The sequence below is a fragment of the Paenibacillus xylanilyticus genome (assembly GCF_013359935.1).
GTDB lineage: Bacteria > Bacillota > Bacilli > Paenibacillales > Paenibacillaceae > Paenibacillus > Paenibacillus xylanilyticus.
In genome coordinates this window covers 14,419-30,302 of sequence record NZ_JABMCB010000203.1, presented here as the reverse complement: position 1 = coordinate 30,302, position 15,884 = coordinate 14,419, and the positions used below count along the sequence as shown (strand labels likewise).

Sequence of the window (15,884 nt, the reverse complement as noted above, 5' to 3'; positions counted from 1 at the left end):
ATTATGCGTGTGTTGCCGCCTGCTCCGCATGTTTTGCAGCAGATTTGACCTGTTCATGCGCATGGTAAGAACTGCGCACCATCGGGCCGGATTCGACGTGGCTGAATCCACGCTTCAGTCCTTCCTGCTTCAATGCAGCGAACTCTTCTGGCGGATAATATTTCTCAACAAACAGATGTTTCTCCGAAGGCTGCAAGTATTGACCAATAGTCATGATATCACAATCCACGGCACGGAGATCATCCATCGTTTGCAAAATTTCCTGATATTCCTCGCCCACGCCTAACATGATGCTGGACTTGGTCGGGATGTTTGGCTGCATCTCTTTGGCACGGGCAAGCAATTCCAGAGAACGCTTGTATTTGGCCTTGGCTCTGACTTTGTCCGACAGTCGCTCCACCGTCTCAATGTTGTGATTCAGAATGTCAGGTTTGGCATCCATCACAATTTTCAGGGATTCCCGATCACCCAGGAAGTCCGGAATCAACACTTCCACACTGCACAAAGGCAAACGGCGGCGAACTGCCTTCACCGTCTCGGCAAAGATGGTCGCTCCCCCATCCTTCAAATCGTCACGAGCGACGCTTGTAATCACGCAATGCTGCAGATTCATTTGTTCCGCTGCTTCCGCCACGCGTTCTGGTTCCTGCAAATCAAGCTCCGTCGGCAAGCCGGTATTAACCGCGCAAAAACGGCATGCCCGTGTGCAAATGTCGCCCAAAATCATAAAAGTAGCTGTTCGATTGGCCCAGCATTCGTAAATATTTGGGCATCGTGCTTCCTCACATACTGTATGCAGCGTTTTGGAACGCATCATCGTTTTCATTTCCTGATAGTTATCGCCGGTTGTCAATTTGATCCGAATCCAGTCCGGTTTCGGTTCCTTAACACGTTTAGCCAATGCGTAAACCCTCTTTCTAATGAAGTTAGGCTGTTGCTCGGAACATATTATACCATGAAAGCGTTGGAAAAACTCCCATTTGTCACATCTTGTGCATATAAGGCTTTCACGGATAAAATGAGGACTTTTGAAGAACGCTAGGTTATAGCTTGGTTCACCGGGCACTTTGTGCATCATCTCAACGGAAAGGGGGCTGCTTCCCTGTGCAAGATCGCTTGACATCGCGGTTCACTCACTCGTTTTGGATTAAAACATTACTTGCAGGCACATTGCTTCTCCCATTCTTGCCTGTTGATGTTCATGGTGAATCATCCGCTGTGCCGTCCAAAACCGAACCTGCCAAACTGAAACCAGCGGAGATTTTGAAAGCACGTCGAGGTTTATATGAAAGCATGGAACAGATTAGTGGCATTCCATGGTACAGACTCGCTGCCATCGATCAATACGAACGGACCCTCACTCGTGCTCATCCCAAGGATCGCAAGCATCCGGAGCGACTGACAGGTATTTTCATGACGTCTCCAGCCTGGACAGGCTGGCTCAACCCGGACCAAACGGATCAACAGCCGGGTTCCATCACTTTTTTTAATGGTCACGGCCGTGATGGATCGGGAGACGGGGTGGCAGATGCCAACAATGATCTGGATGTCTTATACAGCATGGCGAACGTCATCCAAAAATACGGAACCCGCCAGGAGGACTTTAGCATTGCCCTATGGGAGTATTATCACAATACCCGGGCCGTGCAGCGCATACAGCAGTTTGCGAAATTATATGAGCATTTTGACCGTATTGATCTGTTTGATCATGCGTTCCCCGTACCGCTCGGCACCAATTATTCGTATCGAAGCACCTGGGGCACCAAACGCAGCTGGGGCGGTTATCGCATCCATGAGGGAACAGACATCTTTGCTCCCCAAGGACTTCCTGTGCGAAGCACCTGCTACGGAGTCGTGGAGATCAAGGGCTGGAATCCCTTTGGTGGCTGGCGGATAGGGATCCGTGATCTAAACAACCACTATCACTATTATGCTCATCTTTCCGGGTTTGATAAAAATGCCCATATTGGCGAAGTTGTTACCCCTGGTCAAGTCATAGGCTGGGTAGGCAGCTCAGGCTATGGAAAACCGGGTACGCAGGGCAAATTCCCTCCTCATTTGCATTACGGAATCTACCGTGACACCGGGCTCACAGAATGGTCATTCGATCCTTATCCATTATTGAAACATTGGGAACAGGAAGAGCGCGCTCAGAAAAAAGCCAAGGCTAAAAGCAAATAAAGAAACGGGACCTCTACTGGAGGATCCCGTTTTTTTATAATGACAACTTCTTCATTTTGCTAATGATTCACGCCTGAATCTAGCGGTAACCCTTCAATTTCGCCTGAAAGATCTGGTTCAAGTTCAAATTCATCTCCGTTTAGATTCTCTCCTGGAGCCTGCTGCTGGTTCTGGCCTGAGGGGGTGGTCGTTACGCCATTTCCACCCGAAACCCCAGTCTGTCCTGATGGCAGCGCAATCGACGGTGCACTGCTGCCGTTGCTGCCTACAGGCTTGCCCTGGTTATCGTAATAGTACATCGGCACATCACCGACCACCAGCAGATAGGATATCGGTATTTCGGTATCTACCGTCTCGGGCTCCATGTCGAAGGGAACCACCACGGCCACTTCGGCAATGATGTGAATATACACCTCCACCAGAATCATGTTGATTCCGGCATTCTGCTGCCGGGTATTCAGATCTACCTTCACAGCCCCCTGAGGTTCGATACGAACGGGAATATTCGGGCCAAAGGAGGCCAGTACCGGGCTCCCGAGCGCCTGACCTAGTGGGATTTTCTCTTTTAACATATGCACATTCTGTAACGTGGACTGCACAATATTCATCGTACTTGCGGTAATTCGCATGTGTTCATCATAGTTCAGCATGAAACCGGACACTTTTCCGGCCGTATCGGTTTTCCAGTCAATCAGTCCTTCAGTCGATTTGCCTTCTGCAACTTGCGCCGTAATCGCCTTGTTGATCGCTTCCGTGGCAATCTGCTTCACCCGGATTTTGGCCAGATGCATAATTGGAGGCTTCATTTTCTTATCCACGTAGGCAAAGCCCTGCATTAAGCAAAATACCGCTACCAGTAAAATAATCAGCCACATCTTGCGTTTGCCGCTTGGCGGCTTCCGTCGTCTTCGACTCCGCCATCTTTTTCTCATCATCGGGTGTCCCTCCCCTGCGGGATGAGCTATAGGGTTATATGTTATCCTTATGCACTGTTGTCCCGAAAAAGAAGGACAGCACCCGTGTTGCGGGGACATCATCCGTTTGTAAAAGTGGAGTAACCCTTTCGTAGAACTAGCTTAATGCTGCTTACCCTAATAAAAAAAAGCCCCCGTCAGCAGATTGCTCTGCTGGACGGAAGGCTTCAATTCAATATGAACACTTGCTTAATAATTCATCATGATATTGTGCAAAAATCATTTAGGAACAGTTTCCCAATCTTTCAGGAAGCGCTCAATGCCACTGTCTGTCAGCGGATGTTTCCACAATGTTGGCAGAAGCGAACCAGGGATGGTCGCAATGTGCGCACCCGAAAGAGCTGCATCTTCAACGTGTTTGATATTACGGATGCTTGCTGCAATAATCTCGGACGGCATATCATACGTATCCAGAATGAGACGCAGATCACGAATCAGCTTCATGCCATCCACCGCAATATCATCCAGACGGCCAACGAACGGACTGATGTAAGTCGCTCCAGCTTTCGCCGCCATCAGACCTTGTGCTGCCGAGAAGATCAGGGTTACATTCGTTTTGATTCCTTTTTGCGTAAGCTCATGACAAGCATACAGTCCATCTTCGGTCATCGGTAGTTTAATGACTACATTCGGTGCCCATTCAGCAATTTCATAAGCTTCCTTCAACATATCTTCGGCTTTGAGGCCGATAACTTCAGCACTGACCGGGCCTTTGACAACGCCACAGATCTCCTGAATGACTTCTTTAAATACTCTGCCTTCTTTGGCGATCAAAGACGGGTTCGTCGTGACTCCATCCACCAGACCCAGACGTTCAATCCGTTTGATTTCCTCAACATTCCCTGTATCCAAGAAAAATTTCATGATATGTTCCCTCCACTTGATGAATTTGTAAACACAATAATAATCATTACCCGAACAACCTTATATGTTAACAGTTATATATAAATTATTTCTTTTCTACAGCGTGACCGCCAAACTCATTACGCAATGCTGCTACCACTTTACCTGTGAAGGTATCTGTCTCCAGGGAACGGTAACGCATCAGCAAGGACAACGCGATAACCGGTGTAGCCGTTTGAAGGTCAAATGCCGTTTCCACGGTCCAGCGTCCCTCACCGGAAGAGTGCATAACACCTTTGATTTCATCGAGGTTTGCATCTTTGGAGAACGCACGCTCTGTCAGTTCCATCAGCCATGAACGGATAACGGAACCATTGTTCCATACGCGAGCCACTTTTTCGAAGTCGAAGTCGAAGTCGCTTTTCTCCAGTACGTCAAAACCTTCACCGATGGAAGCCATCATACCGTACTCGATACCGTTGTGAACCATTTTGAGGAAGTGACCGCTGCCCGCTTTACCTGCATACAGATAACCGTTCTCTACAGCAGTGTCTTTGAAAGCTGGCTCAACGATCGCCCAAGCCTCAGGGTCGCCACCGATCATGTAACATGCACCATTCCGTGCGCCTTCCATACCACCGGAAGTACCAGCATCCATGTAGTGGATACCGGATGGTTTCAATTCTTCGTAACGGCGAATGGATTCTTTGTAGTGGGAGTTACCTGCTTCAATGATGATGTCGCCTTTGGAAAGCAATGGGCTTACTTCAGCCAGTACAGCATCTACCACATTGTGAGGAACCATGATCCACAGTACACGCGGGGATTCCAAAGATTCAACCATCTCTTTGTAAGAAGAAACGCCTTGTGCGCCGTATTCTTTCATTTCGTTTACTGCTTCTGCATTCAAGTCAAATGCAACCACTTCATGTTTGTGGTCAATCAAGTTTCTGCCCAGGTTTAATCCCATTTTGCCCAATCCAACAAGTCCAAGTTTCATGATAAATCCTCCTGTTATGAACAATTATAAGTTTATCTATATCAAAAATTTTTACGGCCTTCCGGCAAGTACCGGAAGGACTTATGCAAAATTGGAACGGTATAACCAGATTAAATAATTTCGATTACCACCAACGGTAGCCATTCTCTGCAATAAGACGATCTGCCGATTCAGGTCCTTGCGAACCTGCACTGTATGTGTCCAGCGGCACGCTGCCATCCTGGAATGCTTCCAGAATTGGTTGTACCCACTTCCATGCCAGCTCAACCTCATTCCAGTGAGCAAAGAAGGTGGAATCTCCACGCATTGCGTCAAAGATCAGGTTCTCATAAGCTTCCGGAATGTTGCGTTTGCCTGAAGCAAATGTCATGTGAACAGGTTCCACTTCACCGTGGTTCAATGGGTTCTTCGCATTTAATTGAAGAGAGATGCTTTCTCCAGGACCAATTTCAATCGTCAGCAGGTTAGGCTCAGTTGTATTTTCAGCTTCATGGCCTGTTTTAAGAGGTGCCTTGAATTCAACAACGATCCGGGTGGATTTCTCAGCCAGACGTTTACCTGTACGAATGTAAAAAGGAACTTCGCTCCAGAATGGATCATCGATCCACAATCTTGCGGCAACATACGTATCATTTTGGGAACCAGCCGGGATACCAGGCTCGTCCAGATATCCAACAACAGAAGAGCCTTGCAACTCGCCTGCTCCGTATTGGGCACGAACCACCTCAGAAGCGATGTTTTCTTTCGTCAATGGACGAAGAGCTTCAGCGATCTTCTGTTTTTTGAATTGAATTTCCTGCGGAGTGCAGCGTTTAGGCAAATGCAGGGCGATCATCATCAGCAATTGAAGCATATGATTTTGGAACATGTCGCGAACGGCACCACTTTGGTCATAATAAGCCGCGCGTTCTTCTACACCAACGGTTTCACTAGCCGTAATTTGTACATTGGCAATGTAACGGTTGGACCACAACGCCTGAATGACCGGATTCGCATAGGTGAGTGTTTCAATATTTTGAACCATCGGTTTGCCCAGGAAATGGTCAATACGGTAGATTTCTTCTTCAGCAAATGTATTGCTCAGTTTCTCATTCAGTTCACGTGCAGATTGCAGATCGTGTCCAAATGGTTTTTCAATAATCAGCTTTTTCCAGCCTTTGGTGTTACCCAAGCCGCTCTCCTGAATGTTCAGTGCGATTGGCTCGAAGAATTCCGGTGCTACCGACATGTAGAACATGCGATTTTCCGGAATGCTCAGTTCTTGCTCACGCTGCTCAACGAGCTTCAGCAGTTTGGTGTAATCTTCAAGCTTCGTATTATTCAGAGAACAATAACGGAAAGCCCCAATGAAATCACGTACCTGAGATTCTTCTTCAGGCGTTTGCCGTGAGAATTCATGCAGTGACTTTTCGACATTCGCCTGGAAGTCAGCATCCGACAATTCACGACGTCCAAGACCGATAACGGAGAAGGATTTCGGCATTTTTTGATCCATGTACAAATTATATAATGCAGGGTAAATCTTGCGTTTGGCTAAATCGCCTGTTGCCCCGAACAGGACAAATGTCATTGCATCCATTGGATTGCCTCCTGTGATCTGTGCAGTATAGTATATGATGTTGCAAAATGTTCAAATTCAAGCATGACAAAAGACGGAATAAGTGGGGTATGTTGCCCCCTTGCCTCCGTTTAAATAATGCACCTGAATTTAACCATGGAACATTCCTTCTCTCCACAACCTTAAACCAAGGTTATAAATTGTAACCATTTGAATTAACGTTACCCATATTACACCTGTCGTCACAATTCGTCAACAATCGTGTCTAACGTGTGAACACCAGTGTTTACAGGGTTTTTATTTGATGTTAACGCTTTATGTGGTAAGATTATAAACAATTGGTATGTGATATTTTATACATAAGGCTTGTAGACACCCAGGTTACAATAAGTATACTAGTGCTATAATAAGCATAACTAATTCAAAGGAGTACTATTATGAGCGATGATGAGAATGCCAAGCAAATATGCGAAAAGGTGGAACAATCTTATCAGATCATTGGCCGAAAATGGGTTGCCCTCATTATTCATGCATTGATGGAAGAGCCCAAACGTTTCAGTGAAATTCACGCTTATATCCCTGACCTGAGCAAGCGAGTGCTGAATGAACGAATGAAGGAACTGGAGGAAGAAGGATTGGTCGTACGGCATGTGGTTACGGAACGACCAGTTCGGACAGAATATATGTTGTCCCGTAAAGGGACGGAGCTTGGGCGCGCATTGAGTGCCGTGGAGCGATGGGCTGATAAGTGGCTATAATGCAGTAGAATAAAATGACTTCACTACTTTCAAATTACATGTTGCTTGCAATCCCGGTGTGGCAGCTTCCCTTTGAATCAAATCGGGCTGGCTGCTGCCGGGATTTTTGTGAAGATATCTGACATCAATTCAATAATATAACAAACGGAAAATTTAGCGATAAATGTTATAATGTAGACCTAATGTCTGCTTTTACGTTCAAATTGATGCCGGTACTGTAACGGAGTTAAGCCAGCAGATTTGCGAAATAACTGGATGAAATAAGATCCGTTAGGGAATCCGACACGTCTGCCGATTTCTTCAATGGGGAAGGTCGTGGTCTCAAGCAATAGATAAGCCTGCTTCAGTCTCCGGGCTGTAACATAATCAGTAATGCTGCTGCCAGTTTCTTGTTGAAAAATACGGGAAGCATATGATTTGGACAAGTGGATGTCTGAAGCCATATGGTCAAGCTTGATCTCATGTTCATAATGATCCTCGATCCAGTGCATGATCCTCTCGGCATGTTTTAAATCTCGGGAGATCTTTACTTGCCTCGCCAAGCCCTGCTGTCCTTCCCCCGCATTCTGCTGCTCCAACAGACTCAAGATCTGAAGCAGAAACATAACCGATTCTTCCCGTTCTCCCCAACCACGATTGCGTGACCTATCGTAACTCTCATAAATCCAGTCCAATTGCGAAGTGTATGAGCTCAAATCAAACACCTGCTGCTGATTATGCCCTTTCCATAATGTTGAAAAATACGCACGCCGATGTGGGAATGATTCCAGATAACGATCCATAATGATCGGATCAATATAAAAAATATTCCTTTCATACGGGTTCTCCGGTTCAACTTCCGCATAGACATGATGCAGCTGATACGGTTGAAAAAAGAACAGCATCCCCTTGCGAATGGTGTATGTATGATTGTTCAAAACGACAATGCCATTGCCTTTATGTACATAGAGGAACTCTCCACATTGATGCCAGTGATAATACCCTGTAAAATCATTCACCGATCGAATTCTGTAGTCCCATGCAAGCGTAGCCCCCGCAAATTCCACGCGATCAAACATCTTTTTCCCCCTTTCTGCAGCATGACAACAAAACAACATTTCTCCATATCCTAGCACAACTTTCCTGGATTTAAAAAAGATATAATCTGCTTAAAGAAAGCGCTATCCAGCATTTCTAATTTTATTCTCAGGAGGTTGGACATGTCTAACATAGGTTCCGGTGTTGCGATCACATACTGGCAGGAAGTCATGAAGAAGCTGGAAAACAAAATGAACCGAATGAAAGATCAAATCGGGGAAAAGTGTCCCCATTTTGCCGGTGAAGATGGGAAGTATGATAACATCCATACCGATTGGTGGACCTCCGGTTTCTGGCCGGGCATGCTCTGGATTATGCATGATATGACTGGAGATAAGGCCTATCGGGATGCAGCGTGGTCATGGGATGAGATGCTGGAGCAATGGCTGGTTAAACCTACTGTGGAACTTCATCACGACGTTGGTTTTCAGTTCCTCTCCACCGCTGTCATCAAGTATAAAATTACAGGTGATGAAGACGGGTTCAGACGTGGTCTGGAGGCTGCCAATTTCCTGGCTGGACGATATAATCCGGCAGGTCAATTTATTCGTGCCTGGAATGGGGATAAATACGGCTGGGCCATCATCGATTGTATGTTAAATATTTCTTTGTTGTTCTGGGCTTCCGAAGTTACAGGAGATCCCGGGTACAAGCATATTGCGATTCGGCATGCCGAGACAACGATGCAATATGGTGTCAGAGAAGATGGATCAACCAAACATATTCTGTCCTTCGATCCAGAGGACGGACATTATATTGAAAGTTTTGGCGGTCAAGGGTATTCACCGGATTCAACGTGGAGCCGAGGCGCTGCATGGGGCTTATATGGATTTGCCAATACATATCGCCATACTCAGGATGTCCGTTTCCTGAATACGGCGAAGCGTATTGCACATTATTTTATCTCCGCACTCCCGGAAGACTCCGTGCCTTATTGGGATTTCAGGCTTCCTTCTCTGGAAGGACAATCCCGTGACAGTTCCGCTGCAGCGATTGCGGCTTCCGGTCTCCTTGAGCTTGCTTCCTTCGTTCCCGAAGGTGAGAAACGCCTCTATGCCGATGCCGCTGAACGTATACTACGTTCATTAACCGAGAACTATGCCGTCTGGGATCAGCCAGAGCATGAATCGATTTTACTGCACGCCACCGGCAGCGGCACTTCCTTCATTGATGTCTCCCTAATTTATGGAGATTATTATTATCTGGAAGCGATCGCCAAGTTGAATGGATGGAAGCACCGGGTGTATTGATGTTAAAGTGGTGCTGATAAAAGAGTACGCAAAAGATGCCCGGCTCTCACGTTAATGAGGCGGGCATCTTTTTATGTTCAATTGTTTGCTTAGGGCTCCAATTTGCTCCCCAGCGTAATACTCAGATCCTCAAAGTTCTCCACCGTCGTCTTCTTTTCGTAAAAATGAACCGCATGTTTCATTATACCTTCCCGTGTGTAAAACGGATCTTCTGCTCCCAGCGGAAACGTTACCTTTTCCCCCGTACTCGCCGACTTATAGATGCCTACAATCAGTTCAAGTGTATTCCGGCCACTCTCCCCATCCACCAGAAGTGTTGACCCGGTCTCAATGGCGTTTAACACATTCTCGATCTGCCCGGCATGGCCGACATGAACAACATCCGGCAATTCTTCAACCCTTTGCTGAATCTGTTGTTCCAGTTCCGGATTCGGTTCCGGAAATCCATTACTGCGTGCCGTAGAGGCAACCACTTTCCACGGGGCGGATACCCGGGCCTCTTTGCCCTGGAAAATCAACTGCTGCTCCTCTCCGTGATGTACGACGGAACTGGTGATCATGCCAACTGCCCCTTCGCGGAAACGAAGCATGGCCATCGACACATCCTCCACTTCGGCATTATCATGGGACGTATTGGCCATCATGGCCTGCAGTTCCACCGGTGGACCCATCATCCAGAGCATGGCATCAATATGATGCACCGCATGATTAAGCGTGCAGCCTCCGCCTTCTTTTTCCCACGTTCCACGCCACCACAGATCATAATAGTTATGGCCCCGCCACCAGAACGAATCCACCTGCACATGCACTATTGGCCCCATCAGTTCACTGTCCAGCACACCCTTGAGCTTCATCATTGGCGTCGTAAATCGATTCTGTGCCACAACCGACAACAGCTTGCCACTTTGCTGTGCAGCGTTCAGCATCTGATCGGCTTCCTGCAGGGAAGAAGCCATCGGTTTTTCCACCAGCACATGGGTACCCGCATGCAGGAAGTCACACGCAATAGGAGCATGTGTGTACGGTGGGGTACAGACCGAAACCACATCAATGTTTTGACTCAGCAATTCTTTATAATCCGTTACTGCCTGTGCATTTTCCAGTCCATGTTCGTTAATTCGCTTCTGTGCTTTTTCAGGGTACATATCCACGACAGCTACAATCTGACATCGATCGGGAAAGACCAAATACGCTGAGATATGCGCTCCACTAATTGCACCAGCTCCAATAATCGCCACTTTCAACATCTGAACATTCCTCCCTTATTTCCTACACAATACACAAAAATTAAGCGCTTTTATGCGTTCATCTTGTGCTAAAATAAAAGGATCTTGCGCTTATGTTGAGGGAGGAATTGACGTTGTCCATCTTAGGCAAAGAGCAATTCGATCTGGCTTGCCGCCGTACATCCACCGCGACTTTCCGTGAAATATTCCATGCCCATTCCCAGATGGAAGTAACTTATATTCATGAGGGCTATGGTCAACTGATCACGGAAGGTCAGGCATTTCCGCTTGAACCGGGAACGCTAATGATTTTCCGCCCGTTTCAATTACACCAGGTACAGATTCAAGTTACGGATGAGCATCCTTTTGTCCGCAGTGTACTTATGTATGATCTGGAGTTGTTAAAGGGATCTTGGCGGCATTTTACCGCTATCCACGATTTTGTACAGGAGCTTTTGGGACAAAACTCACCGATTGCACCGTTCATCCTGCCTTCTGCATCCATGCTGGTTCAATTAATGGAACAATTCGCGCAAGTTCATCCCAACCTGCTCCCATACGAAGGAGAAGAGCATATCCGGCTCTTTTTGCTTCATCTGCTCGGACAACTTAAATATATATGGGAAGAAGGGAAGCATTCCCCCTCTCAATTGGTACCTCCAACTTCCTCCAGCCTTCTTCATCCTCATGCGGAAGCTGTCATGCAGTGGATTGAAGAACATTATGATGAGCCTTTTCATTTAAAGGATCTGGCATCAGAGATGCACATGTCTCTCTACCATCTGTCTCACGTGTTCAAAAAGGCTACAGGAACGACCATCGTTGCTTATGCCCAGGCCACCCGTATTCGCCATGCTTGCATATTACTCGCCCGTACCTCCTACAGCGTGCCAGAAATAGGCCATCGTGTAGGCATGTCTACCCCTTCCTACTTCTGCAAAGTATTCCGAACCGTAACAGGCACAACTCCCCATCAATACCGATTGAATGTACAAGGGAGAACCTGATTTTAGCAGTCAAAAAATAAAAGCGAAGGATCCTTCCCTCCGCTCTCACCGTTGATTTCCTGCAACTTGTTGTTAGTCTTCTTCACACTATATATTGGCTTATGAGGGTGATATCGTTCGATTTTTTTTAATAACTCTTTATCTTCTCTATAAGAAATAAGAAAAAGCTCATCCCTATCTCTTCGCAGAAGTAGGAATAAGCTTAATCTTGCTCTGGAAACCTTGTCCTATATGTTACTTGCCCTTGTACATAATTCTATATTAGACCATCCGCTGCCTCATCGCTTCAAACAACAAAATAGTTGCTGCCATCGCGGCATTCAACGATTCTGCTTGTCCCTGCATCGGGATTGTAATTGCATCATCCACCAGCCTTGCTGTAGACTCGGATATCCCCTTGCCTTCATTGCCGATCACAAGCCAAACGGATTGTGTGAAATCATAGGTATAGCATGAATACTCTGCCTGCAAAGAGGTACTTACCAGCTTCACGCCCGCCGCCTTCGCTTCGGGAAGCAAGGTTTCCAACTGGCCTTCGACAATGGGCAAATGAAACAGAGACCCCATCGTTGAACGAATCGTCTTCGGATTATATACATCAGCGCATCCCGCGCCGAGCACCACGCCGGCTGCTCCGGCTGCATCTGCACTGCGGATGATCGTCCCCACATTCCCCGGGTCCTGGACTCCGTCCAGCACCACAACAAGCCCGCGTGCTCCAGAGATCAGGCTTTCCAGCGGCTCACGTCCTTTACGGACAATCGCAAAAACAGGCTGCGGCGTCATCGTATCCGTGCATTTGGCGATAACAGCCGGTGACACACTAATCCATTCTATACGTTGAAGCGGAGCTTCAAGCCCTGACAGTTCTGTTGGTACACCCTGTTCACCGTCGTAAACAATGCACTCCAGATCAGCCTGGGCACGCAGTGCCTCCTGTACCAGGTGAATGCCTTCAATGATATATTTATGCTGACGGGCACGATGCTTTTTCTCCAGGAGCTGTGCCCATTCCTTTACACGTGAATTTTGCGGTGATACAATATCCATCTTTCCATCCTTCCCGTCTGCGGTTCAATTTACTCCGAATACTCCAAGAGATCACTTCGGGTATGCCAGCTCCATTTTCGTCAAATGGTCTTTGTGGCCCACGATGATCAACACATCTCCGGCTTCAATCCGATCCTCGGCATACGGGGAGATGTTCATGGAATTCCCGCTGCGGATTGCCATCACGTTACAACCGAAACGTGCACGAATGTTTAACTCCAACAGGTTTTTGCCAATCATTTGCTCGGAAGCTCTCATCTCCAAAATGCTGTAATCTTCAGACAACTCGATATAATCCAGTATGTTAGGGGAGGTCAAATGATGGGCTACCCGGAGCCCCATATCCCGCTCAGGGTAAATGACCTTGTCCGCTCCAATCTTTTGCAGCACTTTACCATGCAGCTCATTCTGTGCCTTGACGATCAGAACCGGTACACCCATATCTTTCAAAATCAGGGTCGTCAAAATGCTCGCCTGAATATCTTCACCAATTGCCACAACGACAACGTCAAAATTTCGTATGCCCAGCGCCCGCAGCGCTTCTTCATCCGTTGAATCTGCCGATACAGCATGAGTCACCACATTGGACATTTCCTGGGTCCGCTGCTCATCCGCATCAATTGCCAGCACGTCAAATCCCATGCCGCTTAACGCATTGGCTACACTTGATCCGAACCGTCCCATGCCAATTACGGCATACTGTTTCTTAGCCATTAGGGTTCTTAACCTCCCGCTGCACTTCAGCACTTGAGCATCATTCATGATGTCAATGCTTACTTAAATATCCTTCGTAGTATACCACAAAGCCAGATAAACTTGAATGCGCTCACGCTTCCCAGGGAACAGTAAAGGAGCAGCCGAATATACGAGGAGGGACTTGCGATGCCAATTACATTAAGCCTGCGTGAAGCGATTGTTCATAAGGTGCATGACAAGAGTGATGCTCAACTCCGGGAAATGATTGAAGGTTCTGTAGATGGACCGGAAGCCGCATTGCCCGGACTTGGTGCCATTTTTGAAATGATCTGGAAGAACACTGAACCTGCCAAGCAGGATGAATTGATTCAAGTCGCGCAGGAGCATCTGCACACCATCCCCGTTCAACCGCTTCGCTAATCGAGGTAATGAAGGGGAACGGTAACCGTCATCACGTTTGTTCTGTCTGCAAAAGAAAGCTTTCCCTTATCCGGCTGGATCATACCTGCCATATAAGTAAGGTGCAAAGCAAACAGATCCCCCCGCCATAAAGGCGGAGGGATCTTTAACATTTCATGCTTATCACTGCGTCAAACACTGATTCTTTCTCTTGATAAGCTTAACTTATGGAGCTGTCTCCAGGAACTGGGCAGTTGGGTTTTTGTCTATTGCCGTTCTCATCGCATACTCATTCTCGAACAGGACAACATAGTTTCCCTTTTTATCCTTCACCAGCGTGGAGTTAATCCGGAATTTACTTGGATCCAGGTTCTCATCCACAATCCAGCGAGCAAACTGATAAGGCATGCGCTGCAGCTGCACATCCACCCCATACTCGCCTTTCATCCGGTATTCAAATACCTCGAACTGGAGCTGACCTACAACACCGAGCAGCGTCTCGTCGAAGCTCACCGTGTTGAACACCTGAATGGTTCCTTCCTCGGTCAACTGGTCAATTCCTTTTTGGTACTGTTTATGTTTCAATGCATTTTTGACGGTTACTTTGGCAAAAATCTCTGGTGAGAAGGTTGGCATTTCATCAAATATAACCTCACTGCCCTGACTGAGTGAATCGCCAATTCGGAAAATACCCGGGTCAAACAAACCGATGATATCGCCAGCGTATGCCTCTTCTACGATATCCCGGTCCTGGGCCAGGAATTGCTGTGGCTGTGACAGCTTAATCTCTTTACCTACACGGTTATGCTTAACGCTCATTCCCCGTTGGAACTTACCGGACACGATTCGCAGGAAAGCGATCCGGTCACGGTGTGCAGGGTTCATGTTCGCCTGGATTTTGAATACATAGCCGCTGAATTTCTCATTGGTCGGCTCAATCTCACCCGCTGTACTGTGACGTGGCTCAGGCTTCGGTGCCAGCTGCAGGAAGTTCTCCAGGAACGTCTGCACACCAAAGTTGTTGATCGCACTGCCGAAGAATACCGGTGTCAGCTCACCACGTTGTACCTTTTCCATATCAAACTGGTCACCTGCCACATCCAGCAGTTCCAGATCCTGACACAGTTGATCATGCAGATACTCTCCTGCCATCTCACGGATCACTGGATCTTCGTATCCATCGACTTTCTGCACTTTAATCGTGGAGTGGTCGTCCCCTTGGAACAATTCCACTTGGTTTTTCATCCGGTCGTACACACCGCACAAATCGCGACCAGTACCAATCGGCCAGTTCATCGGTACGGAGCGAATACCCAGTACATTTTCGAGTTCTTCCATCAGATCGAACGGACTTTGCCCTTCACGGTCCAGCTTGTTAATGAACGTGAAGATCGGGATGCCACGCTTTGCACAAACCTGGAACAGCTTGATCGTTTGTGCCTCCACACCTTTTGCCACGTCGATCAACATCACCGCGCTGTCGGCAGCCGTCAGTGTACGGTACGTATCTTCACTGAAATCCTGGTGACCCGGGGTATCCAGAATATTTACGCGATGACCCAGATAGTCAAACTGCATCACGGAAGATGTAACCGAGATCCCCCGCTGCTTCTCAATTTCCATCCAGTCACTTGTTGCGTGTTTGCTTGCTTTCCGCGCTTTGACCGTACCGGCGAGACGAATGGCGCCCCCGAACAGCAACAGCTTCTCGGTCAATGTTGTTTTACCCGCATCCGGGTGAGAGATAATGGCAAACGTCCGGCGTTTGTCCACTTCCTGTTGAAGAATGTTATCTGCTTTGCTCATCGATTCTATCCCTTTCATCCGTTCATTCAACGTTAATTACCGGCCAGGCCGGTCTAAAT

15 protein-coding genes are annotated in these 15,884 nt (G+C 47.4%); 5 read left to right on the top strand and 10 right to left on the bottom strand.

Annotated elements, in window-relative coordinates; genetic code table 11:
* Nucleotide 1: 1 nt before the first annotated feature.
* Entirely contained in the window at nucleotides 2-901 is a 900-nt protein-coding gene (gene lipA / locus HP552_RS30890; RefSeq protein ID WP_175399196.1) for a lipoyl synthase, read from the bottom strand.
* A 203-nt stretch (nucleotides 902-1,104) separates the two neighbouring features.
* Between lipA and HP552_RS30885 the strand changes: the two genes are divergently transcribed.
* A complete protein-coding gene (locus HP552_RS30885) occupies nucleotides 1,105-2,181 on the top strand; it encodes a M23 family metallopeptidase (RefSeq protein ID WP_175399195.1) in 1,077 nt (358 codons plus the stop codon).
* Nucleotides 2,182-2,240: 59 nt separating this feature from the next.
* On the opposite strand, the gene yunB is transcribed toward HP552_RS30885, so the two are convergent.
* The 4 genes from yunB to zwf all read right to left on the bottom strand — a co-directional run bounded on the left by yunB (nucleotide 2,241) and on the right by zwf (nucleotide 6,577).
* On the bottom strand, nucleotides 2,241-3,116 hold the full coding sequence (gene yunB, locus HP552_RS30880; protein ID WP_175399194.1) for a sporulation protein YunB: 876 nt from the start codon (nucleotides 3,114-3,116) through the stop codon (nucleotides 2,241-2,243).
* Between the two features lie 258 nt (nucleotides 3,117-3,374).
* Nucleotides 3,375-4,019, bottom strand: a complete 645-nt coding sequence (gene fsa / locus HP552_RS30875) for a fructose-6-phosphate aldolase (protein WP_095361223.1) — start codon at nucleotides 4,017-4,019, stop codon at nucleotides 3,375-3,377.
* An 85-nt stretch (nucleotides 4,020-4,104) separates the two neighbouring features.
* Nucleotides 4,105-4,998 carry a phosphogluconate dehydrogenase (NAD(+)-dependent, decarboxylating) gene (gene gnd / locus HP552_RS30870; RefSeq protein WP_175399193.1) on the bottom strand — a complete coding sequence of 298 codons (894 nt, stop codon included), beginning with the start codon at nucleotides 4,996-4,998 and terminating at the stop codon, nucleotides 4,105-4,107.
* Between the two features lie 124 nt (nucleotides 4,999-5,122).
* Nucleotides 5,123-6,577, bottom strand: coding sequence for a glucose-6-phosphate dehydrogenase (gene zwf, locus HP552_RS30865; RefSeq protein WP_175399192.1), 1,455 nt, complete (start codon nucleotides 6,575-6,577; stop codon nucleotides 5,123-5,125).
* Between the two features lie 416 nt (nucleotides 6,578-6,993).
* On the opposite strand from zwf, the gene HP552_RS30860 reads away from it, so the two are divergent.
* Nucleotides 6,994-7,314, top strand: coding sequence for a winged helix-turn-helix transcriptional regulator (locus HP552_RS30860; protein ID WP_095292196.1), 321 nt, complete (start codon nucleotides 6,994-6,996; stop codon nucleotides 7,312-7,314).
* A 179-nt stretch (nucleotides 7,315-7,493) separates the two neighbouring features.
* On the opposite strand, the gene HP552_RS30855 is transcribed toward HP552_RS30860, so the two are convergent.
* Nucleotides 7,494-8,372 carry an AraC family transcriptional regulator gene (locus tag HP552_RS30855; protein WP_175399191.1) on the bottom strand — a complete coding sequence of 293 codons (879 nt, stop codon included), beginning with the start codon at nucleotides 8,370-8,372 and terminating at the stop codon, nucleotides 7,494-7,496.
* Nucleotides 8,373-8,513: 141 nt separating this feature from the next.
* Here HP552_RS30855 and HP552_RS30850 point away from each other — a divergent pair, with 141 nt between their 5' ends.
* The gene (locus HP552_RS30850; RefSeq protein WP_175399190.1) at nucleotides 8,514-9,641 is read left to right on the top strand and encodes a glycoside hydrolase family 88 protein; all 1,128 of its coding nucleotides are present in this window, start codon (nucleotides 8,514-8,516) and stop codon (nucleotides 9,639-9,641) included.
* A gap of 89 nt (nucleotides 9,642-9,730) precedes the next feature.
* On the opposite strand, the gene HP552_RS30845 is transcribed toward HP552_RS30850, so the two are convergent.
* The gene (locus tag HP552_RS30845) at nucleotides 9,731-10,888 is read right to left on the bottom strand and encodes a Gfo/Idh/MocA family protein (RefSeq protein WP_175399189.1); all 1,158 of its coding nucleotides are present in this window, start codon (nucleotides 10,886-10,888) and stop codon (nucleotides 9,731-9,733) included.
* 113 nt (nucleotides 10,889-11,001) lie between these two features.
* Between HP552_RS30845 and HP552_RS30840 the strand changes: the two genes are divergently transcribed.
* Nucleotides 11,002-11,874: an AraC family transcriptional regulator gene (locus HP552_RS30840; protein WP_175399188.1), complete on the top strand. Its 873-nt coding sequence runs from the start codon at nucleotides 11,002-11,004 to the stop codon at nucleotides 11,872-11,874.
* 261 nt (nucleotides 11,875-12,135) lie between these two features.
* On the opposite strand, the gene HP552_RS30835 is transcribed toward HP552_RS30840, so the two are convergent.
* Nucleotides 12,136-12,924 carry a TrmH family RNA methyltransferase gene (locus HP552_RS30835; RefSeq protein WP_175399187.1) on the bottom strand — a complete coding sequence of 263 codons (789 nt, stop codon included), beginning with the start codon at nucleotides 12,922-12,924 and terminating at the stop codon, nucleotides 12,136-12,138.
* Nucleotides 12,925-12,975: 51 nt separating this feature from the next.
* Complete coding sequence (locus HP552_RS30830) at nucleotides 12,976-13,638, bottom strand: potassium channel family protein (RefSeq protein ID WP_127538885.1); 663 nt, start codon at nucleotides 13,636-13,638, stop codon at nucleotides 12,976-12,978.
* 168 nt (nucleotides 13,639-13,806) lie between these two features.
* Between HP552_RS30830 and sspI the strand changes: the two genes are divergently transcribed.
* Nucleotides 13,807-14,040 carry a small acid-soluble spore protein SspI gene (gene sspI, locus HP552_RS30825; RefSeq protein ID WP_175399186.1) on the top strand — a complete coding sequence of 78 codons (234 nt, stop codon included), beginning with the start codon at nucleotides 13,807-13,809 and terminating at the stop codon, nucleotides 14,038-14,040.
* 204 nt (nucleotides 14,041-14,244) lie between these two features.
* Here the strand turns inward: sspI and HP552_RS30820 are convergent, their stop codons facing one another.
* Nucleotides 14,245-15,825: a peptide chain release factor 3 gene (locus HP552_RS30820; protein ID WP_175399185.1), complete on the bottom strand. Its 1,581-nt coding sequence runs from the start codon at nucleotides 15,823-15,825 to the stop codon at nucleotides 14,245-14,247.
* Nucleotides 15,826-15,884 lie beyond the last annotated feature (59 nt).